This window comes from Magnetospirillum molischianum DSM 120, from assembly GCF_000294655.1.
In the GTDB taxonomy this organism is placed as follows: domain Bacteria; phylum Pseudomonadota; class Alphaproteobacteria; order Rhodospirillales; family Magnetospirillaceae; genus Phaeospirillum; species Phaeospirillum molischianum.
The window spans coordinates 308,075-327,764 of the sequence record NZ_CAHP01000014.1; the positions used below are offsets into that span (position 1 = coordinate 308,075).

A 19,690-nucleotide genomic window follows, 5' to 3' on the forward strand; every position below is an offset into this window, starting at 1 on the left:
AGCACACATACCCGAATCGTCAGCGCCGATCCAGGTTGCGCCGGGCACGAAGCGGCGTCAGTCGAGCGTCTGGCGATAGCGCCGAACCGCGATCACGCTGACCACCAGCAAGATCGCCGCCAGAGCACCGACTTCGGCCGCGATCTCGCCCGGCCCATTGCCCTTCAGCATAATGCCACGCACCACCCGCAGGAAATGGGTGAGCGGCAGGATTTCGCCCAGATACTGGGCCCAAACCGGCATGCCCCGGAATGGAAACATAAAACCCGACAGCAGAATGGAGGGCAGAAAGAAGAAAAAGCTGAGTTGCATCGCCTGAGTCTGGTTCTTCGCCACCGTCGAGAACGTGAAGCCGATGGCAAGGTTAGCGGCGATAAACACAATGCTGGTCAGGGTCAGCAACAACAGACTGCCGACAATCGGAACGGCGAAAACCAGCCGCGCCGTGACGACAATCACCGCCACCTGAATATAGCCGACCAGGACATAGGGCGCGATCTTGCCCAACATCACTTCGATCGGGCGCAGCGGCATCACCAGCAGGTTTTCCATCGTGCCGCGCTCGCGTTCACGGGTGACGGCCAGCGCCGTCATGATCACCAGCGTCATCGTCAGCACCACCCCCATCAGGCCGGGGACGACATTGTATTGGGTATCGGCTTCCTGGTTATAACGGCGGTGAATGCGCAACTCGAACGGCGGCGGCGTCGCTTTCAACCCGGTCAGAGAGCCGGTCAGATCGCGGTCGAGGGCGGTGCGGGCCAGCGTCTCAAGCGCTCCCAGCGCCCCCGAGGTCGCCGCCGGATCGGTGGCGTCGGCCTCGACCAGCAGCGCGGGGCGCTCGCCCCGAGCGACACGGCGGGAGAAATCGGCGGGAATGGTGACGACGAACTGAACCCGGCCCTCGGCCAGCAATTGTTCCGACTCGTCTTCGTTGGCGACGAAGTGGACCAGATCGAAATAGCGCGACACCTGCATCGTCGCGACCAGAGCGCGGCCGAACGGGCCGCGATCCGCATCGAGCACGGCCAACGGCAGATGGCGGGGATCGGAATTAATGGCAAAGCCGAACAGGATCAACTGAATCAGCGGAATTCCAACCATCATCGCGAAGGTCAGACGGTCGCGCCGCATCTGGATGAATTCCTTGAGGATCATCGCCCACAACCGATGAGCCGAAACACCAAACCGGCTCATCACCGCACCCCTCCGGCGAAATTATCGGTCGAGCTGCTCATCAGATGAATGAAGACATCCTCCAGGGTCGGGGCGTCCTCGCGCCAGACGAAATCGCTATCGCCCAGGAAAGGGGCGAGGCTGTGCCGCAGCAAAGCGGCATCGCCGCCGCCGACATGAAGAGCAGAACCGAACGGCGCCACCAGATCGAGGCCCGGCAATCCGGCCAGCGCTCGGGCCAGGTCGGCGATCCGCTTCATCCCGGTTCCCGATTCCTGGGCGGTGAAGGTGATCAGACCGGCATCGGCGATCACCTCGGCGACGGTTCCCCGCGCCAACAGATGGCCATAGGCGAGATAGGCAATCTCGTGGCAACGCTCGGCCTCATCCATGTAATGGGTCGAGACCAGCACCGTCAGCCCGTCGGCGGCCAGGGCGTGAATCTGCTCCCAGAAGTCGCGTCTGGCCTTGGGATCGACCCCGGCGGTCGGCTCGTCGAGCAGCAAAAGACGCGGCTCGTGCAGGATACAGGCGGCCAGGGCGAGGCGTTGCTTCCACCCGCCCGACAATTGCCCGGCCAATTGATGGCGGCGATCGGCCAGCCCCAGCCGCTCCAGCGTATCGGCGACCTTGCGCTTACGGTCGGGGAGATCGAACACGCGAGACACAAAATCGAGGTTCTCGACGATCGACAGATCTTCGTAGAACGAGAACTTCTGAGTCATATAGCCGATCTGACGCCGGATCTCGTGCGATTGGGTCAGGATATCCAGGCCAAGACAGGTTCCTCGCCCATGATCGGGGGTCAACAACCCACATAACAGTCGGATGGTCGTGGTCTTCCCCGAACCGTTGGGACCAAGAAACCCCATGATCTTGCCCGCCGGCACCGTCAGAGACAGCGCATCGACCACCATCCGCCCACCAAAGGATTTACTCAGCCCCTCGACGGCGATGGCAGGCGCGGCGGCGGTCATTTTACCGCACCGAGTGGCGGCAGGGTGATCGAGACTGGTTGCCCTGGCCGCAAACGGTCGGCCGCGGCAATTGGTCGCGCCTCGACCAGAAAGGCCAGCTTATCCTTGTTGTCACGCGAATAAAGAATCGGCGGGACATAGCTGGCCTCACGGGCAATGAAGCTGACTGCCGCGCTCTGGCCGGTCGGGCACCCCGCACAGGAGAAAGCCACTTCAGCCCCCAGGGCGATCCGCCCGACCTGATCGGGGTTGAGGTAAAATCGAACCAGGATGTTGCCGGGCGGCAGCAAGCTGACCACCGGCTGCCCTGCGGCGACGGTTTCGCCCGGACGGAACAGCACGTCTTCGACCCGCGCCGCCTGGGGGGCTTCGGCGCTACGTTGCGCCAGCCGGGATTCGGCCTGATCCAGCGCCGCCCGCGCGGCGTCAACCGCCGCTTCGGCGGCTCGAATTTCGCTGCTGCGTCCGCCCTCGCGGGCAAAGGCGAGTTGAGCCGACAATTCGACCACCCGCGCCCGGTCGCGTTCGTAAATGGCGCGGGCGTTATCCAGACTGGCCTGTGACGTTGTTTCGGAGCGGACCAGAGCCTCCTGCCGCCGCACCTGGATCTCGGCCAGACGCAGATCGGCCTCGGCTTGCGAGCGCTGCGCCTCGATTGCCCGCAATTCCAACAGACGCTTGCCGGTCAAAAGGTTGTCGCGCTGGTGCCGGGCCTGCTCCAGCTTGGCCCGCGCCTCGGCCACCGCCGCCTGTTCCGTCGTCCGGTCGAGCGAGAACAGCAAATCGCCTGCCTCGACCCAGCGGCCGCGTTCGACCGCGACATTCGCCACCTGGCCTGCTGTCGGCACCCCGACCCGCAGATAATCGCCCTCGGCATAACCCTGGACCGGAACGGTTTCCTCGCCGCAGGCCGCCAGCAGCATCAGACCGACGATCGGACCAAGCCGTTTCATCCCACGCCCTCCCGTACCCGAAGTCCGTCGAGGAGAATCCGCGCAGCCTCGTCTGCGATCAGATCGGGATCGAGCGACCGCCCCACCGCTGGGCCGATCGAGTGATTCCAGACCGCCAGCATCAGCAGTGGCGAGAACAGCACGATCACCGCCTCGACCCGGATCGGGGAAAAGTCTCCAGCGGCGACACCCCGGTCCAGAATGCCCCGCATGATGGCAAAGGCGCGCTCGACCACTTCGGTTACCCAAAACTGAGCCAGATCGGGAAAAGCGGTGGCCTCACTGATAATGATCTTTGGCATCCGCCCTATCGCGCTGGTGGTAAAGATCCGGGCAATCCGAGCCAGCAATCCGCGAAACATCTCAGCGGCCGAACCGTCGAAGCCTTTGGCCCACTCTTCCAACTCGCCAACATTGGGCAGCACGGTCTGGCGCACCATCGCCTTGAACAGCTCTTCCTTGCTGGGGAAATACAGATAGAGCGTCCCCTTCGAAATCCCGGCCCGCGCCGCGATCTCGTCTGGCCGCGCCGCGGCAAATCCCTTGGCGCTGAACACCTCCAGCGCGGCGTCGAGAATCTCGGCGGGGCGCGCATCCTTGCGGCGGCGGCGGCGCGAGACAAAACCGGGAGAAACGGGATGAGACGGGGCGGAAGCTTGGGTCATGATCCATAACTTACTGACTGGTTAGTCATTAATTTAGGTCTGTCCCCTTCCCCTGTCAAGATCACCCTCTTGCGGCTATAGTGCGCGACGCTCTCGGACCACCGGATGAGACCCCCATGTATACCGATCACGATCTTGATGCGGCCGTCGCGGCCGGAGCCATCAGCCCGGAAGCAGCGACGGATTTACGCAATTTCATCGCCCGCCGTGCCGCGGCTCCCGCTGCGGACGAAGAACATTTCCGCCTGCTGACCGGCTTCAACGATATCTTCGTCGCCATCGCCTTGCTGTTGATGCTGACGGCGGCCGGCTGGCTGGGCGGACAGGTCGGATCCAGCGGCGGCGGACTGTTCGTCGCGATCCTCAGTTGGGGGCTGGCCGAGTACTTCACCCGACGGCGACGGATGGCACTGCCCAGCATCCTTCTGCTGCTCGGTTTCGTTGGCGGCGTATTTCTCGCCGCCGCCGGACAGGTCACCTCGACCGATCTGCTGGTCGGAACCAACATGGGCTATCCGCTGGCCGGATGCGCCGCGCTGGCCGCCGGGGCCGCCTGGCTGCATTGGCGGCGTTTCATGGTGCCAATCACCGTCGCCGCTGGAGCGGGCGCGGCAATCCTGACCGTGGCCGCGCTGCTGCTGGCCCTCGTTCCACCACTGCGCCTGCATGGAGGGATGCCTCTGATGCTGGCGGGCGGATTGGTCGCCTTCGCCCTGGCGATGCGGTGGGATTCCAGCGACCGCACCCGCATGACACGGAGATCCGACGTCGCCTTCTGGCTGCATTTGGCCGCCGCGCCGCTGATCGTCCACCCCGCCTTCTCGATGCTGGGGGTAATCGACGGTGGCTCCAGCGAAGAGGTCGTCGCCATCATTGCCGTCGCGGTCTACCTCATCCTCGCCCTGGTCGCGCTGGCAGTCGATCGCCGCGCCCTGCTGGTTTCCGCGCTGGCCTATGTGTTCTATGCGATCAGCGCATTGTTCGAAGCCGCCGGAACGCCCGGCGCGACCGAGGCGCTGGCCGCTCTGGTGATCGGCTCGGCGCTGCTGCTGTTGTCGGCGTTCTGGCAACGGGCACGGCGTCCGGTGGTCAGCCTGCTACCCGAATCGGTGCAGGCGCGGCTGCCACCGCTCGCCCAGCCCGCCGCCGAAAGCGATATCCGACTCCGGCGTTGACAGCGGTGACGGGGGGAAATATGGATGAGCCTAGGGAATTGAAACACAGCCCCCGTCTCGCAACTCTACCTTTTCACCCCGCTTATTCGCGGGAGGGTCGTGCCGGGAGCTTGTAGAGGGGGATCGGTGTCCGTGCGAATACTTATCATCGCTGTCGCGTTCGTCCTCGTCGTCTTATCGACACTCGGCTTGGTGCCGGACGCCCTGCTCGCCCCCTACGGCGAGACGATTCGCGCCGTGCTGCCGAAAGCGATGTCACTCAGCGCGTCGGTTCTGTTTCTGGCGCTGCTGGCCGAGCGGGTTCGCATCGCCCCTGTCACCGTAGCATCGCGGGCCGAGCCGGAGCCTGTGCCCGAACCGGCCCAGCCGCTTCCCGCCGCGGCTCCTCTTCCCCCAGCGGCTCCGGCCATCAATGCCGAGGCCGAAGTCGTCAGCTTCCTAGCCCTGTTGCAGGACAAAGGGCGGCTGGTCGATTTCCTGATGGACGACGTTACCCCCTATAGCGATGCTCAGGTCGGTGCCGCTGCCCGTGTCCTGCACCAAGGCTGTCGCGCCGTGCTGACCGAGCATTTCAGCATCCGTCCGGTCAGGGATGAGGCCGAGGGTGCCCGCATCACCGTTCCGGCTGGGTTCGCCGCCGACGAATACCGTCTGGTCGGCCGCATCGGCGGCGAAGCGCCGTTCTCGGGGACGCTGATCCATCACGGTTGGCGGACCGAATCGGTTCGGCTGCCGCGTCTGGTCAGGGCGGACGAAGCCCGCCTGCCCGCGATTGCTCCGGCCGAAATCGAGCTTCGCTAGTTTTTCTTAACCGGCAACAGTAACGACGCGGCGGATTCAATGACCCAGCGATTTAGTTTCGGCATCGATCTCGGGACCAGCAACAGCGCGGTTGCGCGGGCCGGGGCCGAAGGCACGGACAGTGAAATCCTGGGGATCACCCAGGTTCTTGGCCCCAACCAAATCGGCGAGCGCCCGACCCTGCCATCGGCGCTGTACCTGCCCCACCCCGACGAATTCCCTGCCGGAGCCTTTCCGCTGCCCTGGCCGGATAACGAGGCCGGAACCGCCCTCGTCGGACAGTTCGCCCGAGATCACGGCGCGCTGGTCCCCGACCGGCTGGTGACCTCGGCAAAGTCCTGGCTGTCCAACCCACATATCGACCCCCGCCAGCCGGTTCTGCCCTGGCTGTCCGAAAGCGTCGGGGAAAAGCTGTCGCCATTCGAATGTTCGCGCCGTTATCTCGACCATCTGCGTCGTAGCGTCGCCCAGACCGTGCCGGAATCCGCTTTGTCCGATGGGCTGGTGGTTCTGACCGTCCCCGCCTCGTTCGACGAAGTGGCGCGGACGTTGACCGCCGAGGCTGCCGAGGCCGCCGGACTGGGCCGGGTCACCCTGCTGGAAGAACCGCTGGCTGCCTTCTACGCCTGGGCGGATCAGGCCGGGCGAGACTGGCGGGCGCAGATCGGCCCCGGCGACATCGTTCTGGTCTGCGACGTCGGTGGCGGCACCGCCGATTTCAGCCTGATCGCGGTATCGGAAACCAATGGCGAGCTTGACCTTGATCGCGTCAGCGTCGGCGAGCACATCCTGCTCGGCGGCGACAACATGGATCTGGCGCTGGCCTATACGCTCCGGGCCGGGCTGGAAGCCGAGGGCAAGCAGATCAGCGACGTGCAGTTCCTATCTCTGGTCCATTCGGCGTCCAGGGCCAAGGTGGCGATGCTGGAAGACGATTCGCTGACCGAAGTGCCGATCACGGTGCCGTCGCGCGGCTCCAGCCTGTTCGGCGGTTCGATCTCGACCCGGCTTGACCGGGCGACGCTTCAAGCGATTGTGCTGGATGGGTTCTTCGCCCGCACCGACATCGACGACATGCCGAAAGCGGCGCGGCGGGCCGGGTTGCAGGAATTCGGTCTGGCTTATGCCGCCGATCCGGTCGTCAGTAAGCATCTGGCCCGCTTCCTGGTGCGCAGCCTGGAAAACGTCCGGGCCAGCGACATGCTGTCGGCGCGGATCGGGCCGGAACGGTTGGGCGGACGTTTCCTTGCCCCGACCGCCGTACTGTTCAACGGTGGCGTGTTCAAAGCCGCACCGATCCGGGCGCGGGTGCTGGACCTGCTGCGCAGTTGGAGCGACGGCGCGACGGTGCGTGAATTGTCGGGGGCACAGCCCGACCTTGCCGTCGCCAAGGGCGCGGCGGTGTTCGGCCGCATCCGCCTGACCGGCAAGGGCATTCGGGTCAAGGCCGGGGCTGCAAGGTCTTATTATATCGGACTTGAGTCCTCGATGCCGGCGGTACCCGGCTTCTCGCCGCCACTAAAAGCGCTGTGCGTGGTGCCGCAGGGCATGGAGGAAGGCAGCGAAATCGTGATCGAAGGACGCGATCTGGCCCTGCTGACCGGACACCCGGCAGAATTCCGTTTCTTTGCCTCCGATGTCCGCAGCGGCGATACCGCCGGAACGGTTTTGCCCGATGCCGAACGCGAGTTGCAGGAGGTAAGTCTCCTCGAAATCGTCCTGCCCGAGGTCGAGGGCGTCCCTCCCGGCCAGCCCGTGCCGGTCCAGGTCAACGCACTCGTCACCGATGTCGGCACTCTTGAAGTGTGGATGAAGCACACCCGCTCCGACCGCCGCTGGAAAGTCGAGTTCCAGGTCAGAACCGAATAATCGGCGACCGTCCTTTTCCTCCAGATCGGTGTGTTCGTGTGATGGCCCAGCCTCGTTTCAGCATCGGCATCGATCTCGGTACCAGCAATTCCGCCCTGGCCTATGCGCCGTTCGACGGAGACGGCGGTACCGAGGTCTTGCCAATCCCGCAATGGGACAGCGAGACGACGCACACCGAGGCGGCGACACTGCCGTCTGCCCTTTATTGGCCGGAAGCCCCGCTTGACGGCGGCGCGGGCGGTTGGGTCGTCGGGCGGCTGGCCCGGCGCAAGGCGGGAGAGGTGCCTGGACGGGTTGTTCTGTCAGCCAAATCGTGGCTGTGCCACCACGCCGCCGACCGCTCGGCCCAATTCCTCCCCTGGGGTGGCGACGAGATGGCCGCCGCCGACAAGATTTCTCCGGTCGCGGCCTCGGCGCTGATCCTGCGCCACCTGTGGTCGGCCTGGGACGCTCGGTTCGCCGCACAGGGACCAGACTGGCACTTCGACGCCCAGGACATCACCATCACTGTTCCGGCCTCGTTCGACGCGGTGGCACAGCGTCTGACTCTCGACGCCGCCCGCGATGCCGGACTGCCCGAGCGCACCCGCCTGCTGGAAGAGCCTCAAGCGGCTTTCGCCTGGTGGCTGGAACAACGCCACGACGGCGGCGACATCTGGGCGGCGCTGCCCGATCCGCAGAACGAGCGGCACCACGTTCTGGTCGTCGATGTCGGCGGCGGCACCACCGATTTCAGCCTGTTCGAATTGCGGCGCGACGTCGGCGCCGATGCCCCGCGCATCGTCCGGGTCGCGGTCAGCGACCATATCCTGCTTGGCGGCGACAATATCGATCTCGCCCTCGCCCATCTGATGGAGCCACGCCTGACGCGGGGACTGGCTCCACTATCGGCCGCGCAATGGGAACATCTGGTCGCCTCCTGCCGCGCCCTCAAGGAACGGGTTTTGGCAGAGGACGGTGCCGCCGAGGAGGTCTTCACCGTCTCGGTACCGGGACGCGGATCGGGCCTGATCGGCGGCGCGTTGACCGCCGAACTGTCGCGCGCCGATCTCGATACCCTGCTGTTCGATGGCTTTTTCCCTGCATGCGGAGCGGACGAGCAGCCCAAGCGCGCGGCAACCGCGATCAAGGAATGGGGGCTGCCCTACGCCTTCGACGGAGCCATTACCCGCCACCTCGCCGATTTCCTGCATGACCGCCCCCGGATCGACGCGGTGCTGTTCAACGGCGGCTCGCTCCAGCCCCAACGGCTGCGCGCACAGCTGCGCGACCGTATCGCGGCGTGGCAGGACGGGATCGCGCCCCAAATTCTGGACAACGGACAACTCGACCTCGCGGTCGCACGTGGGGCCGCCTATTCCGGTTGGCTGCGCCATCGCCACACCGGAGCGATCGAAGCCGGAGCGGCCCGCGCCGTGTTCATCGAGGCCCACCGCGACGAGGACGGCGAGACCGCCCGTTCGCTGGTGTGCCTTCTGCCCCACGGTGCGACGGTCGAGCGTGATTTCGAGCCGCTGGGACTGGATCTCAGCCTCCGCCTCGATCGGATGGTCAGCTTTCGCGTCCACACCTCGACTCGCCACGATGCGGTTCGGCTGGGCGACATCGTGGCGCTCGATCCCGAACGCTTCCGTGCGCTGCCGCCGCTGGAAACAGTGCTGCGTGCCCCGGACGGAGCCACGGCCGAGGAAACCATCCCGGTCGGTCTGGTCGCTCGCGTCAATGAATTGGGACTGTTGCAGGTGTCGATCCGCAGCCGCACCCCCGGTCTCAATCAGTGCTGGCCGCTCGATTTCAACCTGCGCCAACAGGATCGGGCTGGAGCCGAAGCCGCCCCGATCCAGGCTGAGGCGAATGCACCGCAGGACCGGATCGAAGCCGCCGCTTCCCGGATCGAGGCCGCGCTGGGACGGCCGGTCGGCAAGGGCGAGAAGCTGACCGCGCCCCGGCTGCTGCAAAGTCTGGAACAGATCCTGGGGCTACCGCGCGGCGCATGGAACGCGGTGCTGCTGCGCGCCCTATGGCCCAGCCTGGAGCGCTGCCGCGACGGCCTCGGCTTGTCGGTCGAACATGAGGAAACGTGGCTGGCTGTCGCCGGGTTCCTGTTGCGTCCCGGCTTTGGCGTTGCCCAGGACGAAGCCCGGATCGATACATTGTGGCGGCTGCGCGAGGCGGGAGCGCGCTTTCCCGGCAAACGGGTCCGGGTGCAAGAGCACATCCTGTGGCGGCGACTAGCCGGGGGGCTTGATCGCGAGCGACAGGAAGTGCTGGCGAACGCCGAAATGGCGCGGATCGTTCAGACCAAATCCGCCGCGCCTGAACTGATCCGAATGGTCGGCGCGTTCGAACGACTCGGCCCCGACCTCAAGGCCGATCTGGTGCGCCGCTTCATCGACAGCGCGGCGGCGCTGGCAACAGAACACAAGCATTGCGCCCCCTATCTGGCGGCACTGGGATCGCTGTTAAACCGCACTCCGTTCCATTCCGGGCCGGAAGGAGTGATGCCGCCCGCCCTGGTCGAGCAGGCGTTCGACGCGTTACGCGGCTTCGATTGGGCCGACCCGGAATTGGTCGAGGCGCAAACTTTGTTCCTGCGCGCCGCCCGTGCCGTCGCCGACCGCACGATCGATCCTGGCGAATCGCTACGGTTCAAGATCGCCAACCGGCTGGAAAAATGCGGAGTCTCGCCTTCGCGGACGGCGCGGCTAAAGACCGTGGTGGCGGTCGAACGCGCCGATCTGATCGGCTATTTCAGCGACGACGTACCACCGGGCCTGATCCTGTCCACCTGACAGGCCTCGCCCGGCGAGAGGCAATATAACGGCGGGAGTGGGACTTTGGATGCTCCCCGTTCCTGGCTCCAGACCAGATCGACAGGCAGTCCAAAGTCCCGAACCCGTTATGATTTCCGCGACGGAGCCCGTGGCCGGGAGGCGGGACGCTCGGTCCGATCCGTCGTCCGGCTCGGGCGGGCTTCGCCCTCGGCCGGGCCGGAATCGCCCAACGGCTCGATACGAACATCGCCCCGTTCGATCCGGGTGACCGAGGCGAGGAACTTGTCCGCCGCCGCGACGTCGATCTCGAACCGGGTCTCGCGCTCGAAGATACGGATCGCACCGATCTCCTGCTTGGTGATCTTGCCCTGGCGACAGATCATCGGGATCAGCCAGCGCGGATCGGCGTTCTTCTGCCGACCGACATTCAGGCGGAACCAGACATGCTGACCCGGAGCGCTTTCGCGACGGGGACGACGAGGTTCGGACGGATCGCGCGGCGCCGGCGCACCTTCGCCCGGATCGAACACATCCTCGGCGGCGGGCAGATGCGAACGGTACATCCGCACCAGAGCCGCAGCGATGTCTTCGGGCGACCGCTCGGCCAGCAGAGCCTTGGCCATCGCCAGATCGTCCTCGCTCAGATCCTCGGTGACGAACGGGCTTTGCAGCAGCCGCTCCTGATCGAGCTTGCGGATATCCTCGGCCGAAGGCGCACCGCCCCAGATAGCGTGAACGCCCGCGGACTGAAGCAACTGTTCGGCCTTGCGGCGGCGCGACAGCAGCACCAGCAGAACGCTGATACCCTTGCGCCCGGCACGGCCGGTGCGGCCGCTACGATGCTGCATCGTCGCAGCGTTCTGCGGCAATTCGGCATGGATCACCAGCCCGATATTGGGCAGATCGATGCCGCGCGCCGCGACATCGGTGGCGACGCAGACCCTGGCTCGACCATCACGCAGCGCTTGTAGCGCCTGATTGCGCTCGTTCTGCCCCAGTTCGCCGGACAAAGCGACGGCGGCAAACCCACGTTCGAGCAGGATTGCCTGAAGGTGACGGACCGAATCGCGGGTGTTGCAAAACACCAACGTCGCCGGAGATTCGACAAAGCGCAGCAAATTGACGACCGCATGCTCGACTTCGTTGGGGGCGACGCGGACGGCACGGTATTCGATATCGGCATGGCCTTGCTGCCCGGCCGAAACGGCGATGCGCCAAGCATCGCGCTGGTATTGCTTGGCCAGGGCGACGATAGCCTTGGGCAACGTCGCCGAGAACAGCAAGGTACGGCGATCCTGCGGCGTCGCCTCAAGGATGAACTCAAGATCCTCGCGGAAGCCGAGATCAAGCATCTCGTCCGCTTCGTCGAGCACCACCGCCTTCAACCGGGTGATCCGCAGACCGCCCCGTTCCAGATGGTCGCGCAGGCGTCCCGGCGTTCCGACGACAATGTGCGCGCCCTTCGCCAGCATCCGCTGTTCGGCGCGGGGGTCCATGCCTCCGACGCAGGACACAACCCGCCCACCGGCATGCTGATACAGCCACGATAATTCGCGCTGGACCTGAAGCGCCAGTTCGCGAGTGGGAGCGACGATCAGGGCGATCGGTTCGTCCGCCGGTTCCAACGTCAGGGCATCGCCCAGCAAGGTGTCGGCGATGGCGAGACCATAGGCAACCGTCTTGCCCGATCCGGTCTGCGCCGAAACCAGCAAGTCGCGCCCCTTCGCACCGGGGTCGAGCACCGCCGTCTGGACGGCGGTCAATTCAGTGTAGTCGCGCTCGGTCAGAGCTTGGGTGAGCGGATGGCCCACAGGAAAAAAGACCATGTTTGGAGCGTTGCTTTCGTGCGTTGGGAGCATCAATGCCTGGCGCGGAACCGGCTCCACGAGGGTGCCGTGGGCCAGGAAGGAATCGGCGGCGACGAGCGATGCCGACCAAAGCGATTGGATAGCACGTTTCCCGCCGTCGTCACCCGAAATTCACTGTTCCCCGGATGGGGAGCGTCATTGTGTCAACTAAAACGCGATTACTTAGTGAACAGAACGCGTCTTTTCGGTCCAGCCGTTACGAGCGAAGCAACCTCGAACGACCTGATCACGCAGAGCGGCATTCGCATCCTCCTGCCGATAGGACGGGGGGGTAACCGTATCGTAGGTCGAGCAATTACGGCGACTCTTATCGCAATAATGCGACGTATGGGAACTGCCGGGATCGAGAACGTAGACGGGGATGACGGGAACCTTCCCAGCGCCTTCCAACATACAAGCCGCCTTGACCTGCTCCCATTCTCCAGGAGTTCCGTTGGGTTTATCCCAATACCGCTCGACGCACCCTGCAAGCAGAAGAGCAGATCCAACCGCTACAATAATGGGTTTTAACATCACCGATAACATCCCGCCCATATCCCTGGCACCAGCCTACACGACCCGATACGTCGTGAATACAGCTCACATCGCCCGTCCGTACCGGCGATACGGCGCGGCGATGGCCGTTCTTGCGGCTCAGACTGATTTCAGTAATAAGTATTTTCCCTCTGATCGGTCGTACCCATATCCGATCCAGCTCCGAGTGCCGTCGCGTTGCAGCGGCCTAGGCGGGCACCCTATTTCGAGCGGGATCGGTTCACCGAATGAATACGACGATGATCTCCACCCTATCGACCCTGGCTGGACTAGGGTCGGTCGCGGTCCTGGTCTTCCTGTTGGCGGGAGGATTGCTGAAGGCCTTCCCTCGCCTCGCCGACTCTGTGCTGGGCGGCGCGTCGGGCCGCACGGGCGAACTTGACGGATTGCGCGGCGCTCTCAGTCTGCTGGTGGTGCTCCATCACAGCCTGATCGTCCGTGATTATTGCGCCACCGGACGGTATGAACCGCCGGTCGGCAATTTCAATAATCTGGCGGGCGAAGCTGCCGTTGCTCTGTTCTTCGTCATCACCGCCTCGCTTTACTGGAAGCGATTGTTGACCGGGGCACGGATCGACTGGCCCCGGCTGCTGATCGGACGACTGCGCCGATTGGGACCGATGTATGCGGTGGCGGTGGCGGTCCTGGTCGCCATCGTAATGGCGGAAACCGGCTTCGTACTTAATGTCTCGCCTGCCGAACTGATCGTCGAAATCGGACAATGGCTCAGTTTCGATTTCCTGGCGCTGCCCGACATCAACGGCCGTCCCCAGACCTATTTTATCGAAGTGGTGGTTTGGACCCTGCGCTACGAATGGCAGTTCGTCCTGTGTCTGCCGCTGTTGGCCCTGTTCGCCCGCGGCCGTCGCCCCTGGGTTCTGTATGCCGCCGGTCTGGCCCTGGCGGCGTTCGGCTCCGCCGACAACCTGCTCTATGCCTATTTCGCAGCGGGTCTGATCGCCGCCGATCTCAACGCCCGCCAAACCCTGCCACCGCGCGTCTGGGCTGGACTCGGCATCGTGTCGCTGGCGGTTCTCCTCGCGTGCTATCACGATATCTATGGCTTGCCCCAGGTCGGCCTGATCACCCTGATCTTTCTTGGCGCTTCGTCTGGAATAGGCCCGTGGGCGATCCTGCGCGCCCGTCCGTTACGCTTCCTCGGTATGATCAGCTACAGCGTCTATCTGCTGCATCACATGGTGCTGCATCTGTTTGCCGAGCAAATTTTCGGAGTGGAACGGTTCGCCGCCCTGGACGGTTGGGCCTTTCAGGGAGCGGTACTGATGATCGGGACCACCGCGATCCTACTGTCCATCATCACCTATCTTACTGTCGAACGCCCCTGGTCTCATCCGGCACCAGCCCGCTCCTGACCACCGGATCCCGCCGCGCCCAGCGCAAAAACGATAGGCTTGCCATATTTCCGTATTCTGGCATAATGCCGCTCCCTTTCGAGGAAAAGAGCCAAAACGCCTTTTCCAAGAATGCGGGTGTAGCTCAATGGTAGAGCAGAAGCTTCCCAAGCTTACGACGAGGGTTCGATTCCCTTCACCCGCTCCAAGCACTTAGCCGAAAACGGCTCCCTTTCTTGGGACAAAATGGGACAGAGGCCGTAAGACGGCGGTGTCCCGAAAAATTGCCGAAAACCGAAATTTATCCTCCGGACGTGCCCTTCGAAGCGCGCCAGTATCCGACCTCGCCGAACGCGAGGCCCGTGAGACGACCCGTCACTGTATTCCTGGGAGGGTGGTTCCCTGGGCCAGGGATGGGGACAATGTTCATACCCCCTAAAACGGAAACAGCCACGGCACCAGCCCGACGCTGACCCCCATCACCAGGACGGTGAACGGCACCCCGACGCGGACGAAATCGCGGAAGGTATAGCGGCCCGGCCCCATCACCAGCGTGTTGACCGGCGAGGACACCGGGGTCATGAAGGCAGCCGAGGCAGCCAGGGCGACCACCATCGCGAAGGGATAGGGCGACGCCCCCAGGTCGCTTGCGGCGGCCAGGGCCACCGGGGCCATCAGAACGGCGGTCGCGGTATTGGAGATGAACAGCCCCAACCCGGCGGTCACGACGAACAGACCGGCCAGCACCGCGTGGGGGTTGGTCCGCCCGACGCTATCAAGCAACAATCCGGCGGCAAGTTCGACCCCTCCGGTCCGTTGTAACGCCAGCGCGAACGGCAACATGCCGACGATCAGCACCAGGCTTTGCCAATGGATCGAGCGATAAGCGGCATTGAAATCAATGCAGCGGAACAGCCCCAGCAGCAGACAGCCGAACAGCGCCGCCTGGACGTTGGGAACAACCCCGCCGACCATCAGAACGACGACAACCGCCAGAACCGCCAGGGCATAAGGCGTGCGCGCCGCCGCCGGCATCACCGCATCGACCTCGATCGGCAGCGGCAGCAGGAACAAATCCTGGCTTTCGCCCTGTAACCGGCGGATCGCCTTCCAGGGACCGATCAGCAGCAGGGTATCGCCCAACCCCAAATGACGGTCGAGCACACTGCCCTTATGCGGGGTCCCTCCCCGCTTCAGCCCAATGACATGCAGCCCATAGGTGGTGCGAAACCGGGCCTCGACCACGGTCTTGCCGATCAGTGTCGAGGTCTGCGGCACCATCACCTCGGCCATGCCGATGGTCTGGCGGCGATCGGCCAAGGACTGGTCGCCCAGCGGCAACCGCTCCAGGTGATATCGGCGGGCCACCGCGTCGATGTCGATCGTCGGCGCGAACAGGTCGAGATGAAGCACATCGCCGTCATTCAGAACCGTGGCGGCGGTGGCGGCAACAAACCGTTCGCCGATCCGACTCGACCGCTCGATGGCGACGATGTTGACCCCCGAGGTGGCGCGCATATCCAACCCCTCCAACCGCCGCCCGACCAGCGGTGATCCGGGTCTCACCCGCAATCGGTACTCCCGCTCGGCCAGATCGTATTGCGCGACCCAATCGGCCAGACGCGGACGCCCCGAGGGCACCGCCACCGGATGGCGCGCGGACAGCCAGCGGCGGGCGACCATCATGTAAAGGATGGCAAGCCCGAGAATCGGCAGGCCGAAGGGGGTGAAATCAAAAAAGCCGAACCCCTCGAACCCGTGGCGGATCAGTTCGGCGTGTACCACCAGATTCGGCGGCGTCGCCACCAAGGTGGTCATGCCGCTGACCAACGCCGCGACACTGAGCGGCATCATCAGCTGGCCGGGGGAGGTCCCGGCGCTCCGCGCCATCCGCAGCACCACCGGAATAAAGATCGCCACCACACCGGTCGAACTCATCACCGAGCCGATCCCGGCGACAATCACCATCAGCAACACAAGCAGCCGCGTCTCATCGCCTCTGGCGCGGCGGACCAGGGCATCCCCCAGCCGTTGGGCGACGCCGGTTCTCACCAGCCCTTCGCCGATCACGAACAAGGCGGCGATTAGGATCACGTTCGGGTCGGCAAACCCAGCCAGCGCCTCGGTCACGCTGATGATCCCGGTCAGGGGCAAGGCGACCATGATCATCACCGCCACCGCGTCCATGCGCGGGCGGTTGAGCGCGAACATCACAATCGCGGCGGCAAGAAAGGCAAGAACGATGGCAAGGTCGGTGGTCATGGCGGCGGGCGCGCTCCGGAGGGGGGGGACGGGGCTTCTCGTCTGGACGGATACCCGCCAGGATCATCCCCCCCTAATACAACAGACCGCCACCACCGCCCCCTATGACAAGAGGGATGCCCCATTGGTTAGGGCATCCCTTCCCCTCGCCCGCCGACACATCCAGCCCACACATGAACCAAGATGACTCGTCCGTTCAAAAGGGGGACCTCGGTGCGGCTGAGGAACGGGGGAATCATGGGACGATTTGGGACACTTCCTATGAAAAGCACCGCAATCCCACGCAAGCCGCGTGCGAGCACATATACCTGATATAATGCGATATTTTCATCTGGCGCAGCGAGCAAGCCACCCCAAAACAGCTTCCCAAGCTTACGACGAGGGTTCGATTCCCTTCACCCGCTCCAAGCTTTCTCGAGAATATCAGTGGTTCACCCCTCCTGGCGATCAGGCGGCATCGTCTTTTTTCGGATTCGCAGCGCTCCGATAACGCCAAAGAGGAAGAGATATCCCCCCTCTTTGGCGGTCAGATCAGTGCGTCATTCGACCCAGGAACTCGACTAGGGCTTCGATCGCCATTCCCGCGACAAAAGCAGCGGTCAGAGCAATAAACTGGTTGAGGGTTAGAACCCGCCACTTCGCCCGTTTTGGCGCGGCAACCGCAACCGAGGCCGCTTGCGACATCCGCTCGCCAGTGGTCCGGGGCCGCGCTTCGGCCAGTCCTGACGCGATGGCGGAACGGTTCAGAAGGTCAGCATGGATCGTCGCACGCCATTCGCGCAAACGCTCCAGCGCCGCGTCCCGGCTCGCCGCTTCGGGCAGATGAACCCAATGACGATTCTGCCGCACCAGCAGGGCAAGCATCTCGCGGGTCGCATCGACATAGCCCAGACCCGCAGGGCCGTCAGGGTCAAGCACGGTCACCGGCAACCCCAGTTGCGCCGCCTCGGCGACCTTGATCTGAGCGGGAATCTCGACACCCAGAACCTGATCGCCGAATTCGGCGCGGATGACACGGGTGACGTCAGCCCCGGTCGGATCGGCCTCGGTCATCGTCAGCAGGATACCGGCAACACCTAACTGATAATTGACCGTCTCACGAACGCGGCAGATCTCGTACCAAGTGTTAACCAACCCGTCATGGGCGAAAGGATCGGGATGGACCGGCATCAGCACCGCTGTCGCCGAAGCCAATGCGGTCGAGGTGGCGGCTGCCAACGAGGGGGGGCAATCGACGACAACGATATCGACGCCGGTTCCGGCCAGACGGGCTTCGAGCAATCCGCGCCGTCGTCCCGAAGGAGTCAGCAGATGGTCGTTGTCGCGTAAGCTCTGGGTCGCAGGCAACAGCCACAACCCCTCATAGACGGTATCGAGGGCGACATCGGCGACGTCAGCCCGTCCGGTAATGACTTCGAAAGCCCCTTCGGCGGGCAGAGGTGCGACACCGAAGCTGGCTGTGGCGTTGCCCTGAGTGTCGAGGTCAACCAACAGAACCCGATAGCCGAATGCGGTCAGGCTGACGGCCAGATTACAGGCGGTCGTGGTTTTCGCCACGCCACCCTTTTGATTGAAGACGGCGACCATCACCGGCGGAAGCGGTGGAGTGGAAGCAGCGGCAGGGGTGGATTCGGTCTCGTCCATCAGAAAAACAGTTCTTCGTCACAGGTTTCAGCCGGGGCGGGATTGCGCGGCCCAGGGTCGCGGCCGTCCAGAGCAGCGGCGAAGCGCCGCCGCCAGTCGGAGAGGGAAACACATTCACTCAATTGCCGACTCCAGGTTTCAAGCACGACATCAATCGGCGGCAAAGGCGGGTGGCGTTGCGTTTCTTCCACCAACTCGGCTTCGAGTCGCCGGAACGTCTCCAACACCGAGGCCACTTGCTCCAGACCCTGGCGGGAGCGATCGGCGGATTGTAGGCGCTGGATCACGGTAAAGGTCTCCGCCTGAAGCCGGTCTGGATCGGACGTGGCAACAGCATTCCTCATCTGTCCCAACACGGCGGCGGCACCATCGGTCGAATTCTCGAACTCCTCGCCGGTGGCGATCGCTTCTGCGGCAAGGAAAGAGAAAGCACGCTGCTGCAACTCGGAAAATGCCTGCCAACGAGCCAGCAGGCCGAGAAGCGCCGCCTTGTCCTCCACGGCATCCACGGATGTGTTCATCGACCGGCCCCCCTTACGCGCCGATACGCTGTCTCCACACTGTGGCCTAAGTGCGGCATTGCATCAATCATCGCCTTGAGCCCGGCATAGCCGCAAAATTTCCTCGGCGATGCGCGACAGCGGCAATTCACGCTGGGTTGCCCCAACCTCGCGGGCCGCCTTAGGCATACCATAGACGACACACGACGATTCGTCTTCGCCCAGAGTATCTGCGCCAGCCTCACGCATTGCCAGCAATCCGTCCGCCCCGTCGCGCCCCATCCCCGTCAGAATGACGCCAACCGCCTTGGCAGCGCAAGACTGCGCCACCGAATGGAATAGAGCATCGACGCTGGGCTTATGCCCAGTGACCAGAGGTCCGTCCTGCACGTGAGTCACCAGAGCCGCTCCCGAACGGCGTACCCGTAGATGGCGGTCGCCGGGAGCGATATAGACATGACCAGCCAGAATGCGTTCGGCATCGACGGCTTCCTTGACCCGAACCGCCGACAACCCGTTCAGACGCTCGGCGAAGCTGGCGGAAAAACGCGGTGGGATGTGCTGGGCGATTACCACCGGAGGCGCGTCGGCGGGCAAGGCGACGATGATATCCCGCAATGCCTCGACCCCGCCGGTCGAGGAGCCGATCGCGACCAGCCGATCGCTGGAACGGTAAATCTGGGTCACCGGCAACCGAGCCGACGACCGGGTCGAGGCATCGCGCGGCGGACGCAACTTGGCCATCGCGGCGGCCTTGATCTTCTCGATCAGTTCGGCCCGATAAGCGTTCAACCCGCCCGCCATGGCGTCGGCGGGCTTACAAAACACATCGACCGCCCCCAACTCCAGCGCCCGCAGGGTGACAGCGGCCCCCTGCCCGGTCAGCGACGATACCATCACCACCGGCATTGGCCGCAACGACATCACCCGTTCCAGAAACGCCAGCCCATCCATTCCCGGCATCTCGACATCGAGGGTCATCACGTCTGGATTCAGAGTCTTGATCTTTTCCCGTGCGACCAAAGGATCGGGCGCAGTGCCAACCACCTCAATTCCGGGATCGGACCCCAGGATCGACGACAGCATCTGTCGCATCAGGGCGGAATCATCGACGATAAGAACGCGGATACGGGCCATAGG

Annotated in this window: 15 protein-coding genes and 1 tRNA gene; 6 read left to right on the forward strand and 10 right to left on the reverse strand. The window is 64.2% G+C overall.

Going from position 1 to position 19,690, the window contains the following annotated elements:
- Positions 1–57: 57 nt before the first annotated feature.
- Genes PHAMO_RS05730 through PHAMO_RS05745 form a run of 4 tightly spaced genes read right to left on the reverse strand, consistent with a single transcriptional unit; the run spans position 58 to position 3,771 of the window.
- On the reverse strand, positions 58–1,197 hold the full coding sequence (locus PHAMO_RS05730; protein WP_002727334.1) for an ABC transporter permease: 1,140 nt from the start codon (positions 1,195–1,197) through the stop codon (positions 58–60).
- Positions 1,197–2,153: an ABC transporter ATP-binding protein gene (locus PHAMO_RS05735; RefSeq protein ID WP_002727335.1), complete on the reverse strand. Its 957-nt coding sequence runs from the start codon at positions 2,151–2,153 to the stop codon at positions 1,197–1,199. The genes PHAMO_RS05730 and PHAMO_RS05735 overlap by 1 nt, the downstream gene beginning before the upstream one ends.
- Positions 2,150–3,106, reverse strand: a complete 957-nt coding sequence (locus PHAMO_RS05740; protein ID WP_002727336.1) for an HlyD family secretion protein — start codon at positions 3,104–3,106, stop codon at positions 2,150–2,152. Before PHAMO_RS05740 ends, PHAMO_RS05735 begins: the two co-directional genes overlap by 4 nt.
- Positions 3,103–3,771: a TetR/AcrR family transcriptional regulator gene (locus PHAMO_RS05745; RefSeq protein WP_002727337.1), complete on the reverse strand. Its 669-nt coding sequence runs from the start codon at positions 3,769–3,771 to the stop codon at positions 3,103–3,105. Before PHAMO_RS05745 ends, PHAMO_RS05740 begins: the two co-directional genes overlap by 4 nt.
- A gap of 116 nt (positions 3,772–3,887) precedes the next feature.
- Between PHAMO_RS05745 and PHAMO_RS05750 the strand changes: the two genes are divergently transcribed.
- The 4 genes from PHAMO_RS05750 to PHAMO_RS05765 all read left to right on the forward strand — a co-directional run bounded on the left by PHAMO_RS05750 (position 3,888) and on the right by PHAMO_RS05765 (position 10,408).
- On the forward strand, positions 3,888–4,946 hold the full coding sequence (locus PHAMO_RS05750) for a hypothetical protein (RefSeq protein WP_002727338.1): 1,059 nt from the start codon (positions 3,888–3,890) through the stop codon (positions 4,944–4,946).
- 132 nt (positions 4,947–5,078) lie between these two features.
- A complete protein-coding gene (locus PHAMO_RS05755) occupies positions 5,079–5,747 on the forward strand; it encodes a DUF2760 domain-containing protein (RefSeq protein WP_202801556.1) in 669 nt (222 codons plus the stop codon).
- 39 nt (positions 5,748–5,786) lie between these two features.
- A complete protein-coding gene (locus tag PHAMO_RS05760) occupies positions 5,787–7,616 on the forward strand; it encodes an Hsp70 family protein (protein WP_002727343.1) in 1,830 nt (609 codons plus the stop codon).
- Between the two features lie 41 nt (positions 7,617–7,657).
- Positions 7,658–10,408: a hsp70 family protein gene (locus tag PHAMO_RS05765; protein ID WP_002727344.1), complete on the forward strand. Its 2,751-nt coding sequence runs from the start codon at positions 7,658–7,660 to the stop codon at positions 10,406–10,408.
- A 107-nt stretch (positions 10,409–10,515) separates the two neighbouring features.
- Here the strand turns inward: PHAMO_RS05765 and PHAMO_RS05770 are convergent, their stop codons facing one another.
- Both PHAMO_RS05770 and PHAMO_RS19300 read right to left on the reverse strand, forming a co-directional pair.
- Positions 10,516–12,216 (reverse strand): DEAD/DEAH box helicase, encoded by a 1,701-nt coding sequence (locus PHAMO_RS05770; protein ID WP_040566214.1) that lies wholly within the window; start codon positions 12,214–12,216, stop codon positions 10,516–10,518.
- A gap of 204 nt (positions 12,217–12,420) precedes the next feature.
- Positions 12,421–12,651 (reverse strand): hypothetical protein, encoded by a 231-nt coding sequence (locus PHAMO_RS19300; protein WP_002727346.1) that lies wholly within the window; start codon positions 12,649–12,651, stop codon positions 12,421–12,423.
- A 368-nt stretch (positions 12,652–13,019) separates the two neighbouring features.
- On the opposite strand from PHAMO_RS19300, the gene PHAMO_RS18360 reads away from it, so the two are divergent.
- Positions 13,020–14,165, forward strand: coding sequence for an acyltransferase family protein (locus PHAMO_RS18360; RefSeq protein ID WP_002727347.1), 1,146 nt, complete (start codon positions 13,020–13,022; stop codon positions 14,163–14,165).
- Between the two features lie 113 nt (positions 14,166–14,278).
- A tRNA-Gly gene (locus PHAMO_RS05785) sits at positions 14,279–14,352 on the forward strand.
- A 227-nt stretch (positions 14,353–14,579) separates the two neighbouring features.
- On the opposite strand, the gene PHAMO_RS05790 is transcribed toward PHAMO_RS05785, so the two are convergent.
- From PHAMO_RS05790 to PHAMO_RS19305, 4 genes are all read right to left on the reverse strand, one after another.
- Positions 14,580–16,406, reverse strand: a complete 1,827-nt coding sequence (locus PHAMO_RS05790; RefSeq protein ID WP_002727348.1) for an SLC13 family permease — start codon at positions 16,404–16,406, stop codon at positions 14,580–14,582.
- Positions 16,407–16,937: 531 nt separating this feature from the next.
- Positions 16,938–18,050 (reverse strand): ParA family protein, encoded by a 1,113-nt coding sequence (locus PHAMO_RS18365; protein ID WP_002727351.1) that lies wholly within the window; start codon positions 18,048–18,050, stop codon positions 16,938–16,940.
- On the reverse strand, positions 18,050–18,571 hold the full coding sequence (locus PHAMO_RS05800) for a hypothetical protein (RefSeq protein ID WP_002727353.1): 522 nt from the start codon (positions 18,569–18,571) through the stop codon (positions 18,050–18,052). The genes PHAMO_RS18365 and PHAMO_RS05800 overlap by 1 nt, the downstream gene beginning before the upstream one ends.
- A 63-nt stretch (positions 18,572–18,634) precedes the next feature.
- A complete protein-coding gene (locus PHAMO_RS19305; RefSeq protein ID WP_002727355.1) occupies positions 18,635–19,687 on the reverse strand; it encodes a protein-glutamate methylesterase/protein-glutamine glutaminase in 1,053 nt (350 codons plus the stop codon).
- Positions 19,688–19,690 lie beyond the last annotated feature (3 nt).

Excerpts from the sequence above, each read along its gene's own strand:
- PHAMO_RS18360 (WP_002727347.1), top strand. The coding sequence starts at position 13,020 with ATGAATACGACGATGATCTCCACCCTATCGACCCTGGCTGGACTAGGG.
- PHAMO_RS05730 (WP_002727334.1), bottom strand. The coding sequence starts at position 1,197 with ATGAGCCGGTTTGGTGTTTCGGCTCATCGGTTGTGGGCGATGATCCTC.
- PHAMO_RS19305 (WP_002727355.1), bottom strand. The coding sequence starts at position 19,687 with ATGGCCCGTATCCGCGTTCTTATCGTCGATGATTCCGCCCTGATGCGA.
- PHAMO_RS05735 (WP_002727335.1), bottom strand. The coding sequence starts at position 2,153 with ATGACCGCCGCCGCGCCTGCCATCGCCGTCGAGGGGCTGAGTAAATCC.
- PHAMO_RS05770 (WP_040566214.1), bottom strand. The coding sequence starts at position 12,216 with ATGGTCTTTTTTCCTGTGGGCCATCCGCTCACCCAAGCTCTGACCGAG.
- PHAMO_RS05790 (WP_002727348.1), bottom strand. The coding sequence starts at position 16,406 with ATGACCACCGACCTTGCCATCGTTCTTGCCTTTCTTGCCGCCGCGATT.
- PHAMO_RS05740 (WP_002727336.1), bottom strand. The coding sequence starts at position 3,106 with ATGAAACGGCTTGGTCCGATCGTCGGTCTGATGCTGCTGGCGGCCTGC.
- PHAMO_RS05745 (WP_002727337.1), bottom strand. The coding sequence starts at position 3,771 with ATGACCCAAGCTTCCGCCCCGTCTCATCCCGTTTCTCCCGGTTTTGTC.
- PHAMO_RS19300 (WP_002727346.1), bottom strand. The coding sequence starts at position 12,651 with ATGTTGGAAGGCGCTGGGAAGGTTCCCGTCATCCCCGTCTACGTTCTC.
- PHAMO_RS05750 (WP_002727338.1), top strand. The coding sequence starts at position 3,888 with ATGTATACCGATCACGATCTTGATGCGGCCGTCGCGGCCGGAGCCATC.
- PHAMO_RS05800 (WP_002727353.1), bottom strand. The coding sequence starts at position 18,571 with ATGAACACATCCGTGGATGCCGTGGAGGACAAGGCGGCGCTTCTCGGC.
- PHAMO_RS05760 (WP_002727343.1), top strand. The coding sequence starts at position 5,787 with ATGACCCAGCGATTTAGTTTCGGCATCGATCTCGGGACCAGCAACAGC.
- PHAMO_RS05765 (WP_002727344.1), top strand. The coding sequence starts at position 7,658 with ATGGCCCAGCCTCGTTTCAGCATCGGCATCGATCTCGGTACCAGCAAT.
- PHAMO_RS18365 (WP_002727351.1), bottom strand. The coding sequence starts at position 18,050 with ATGGACGAGACCGAATCCACCCCTGCCGCTGCTTCCACTCCACCGCTT.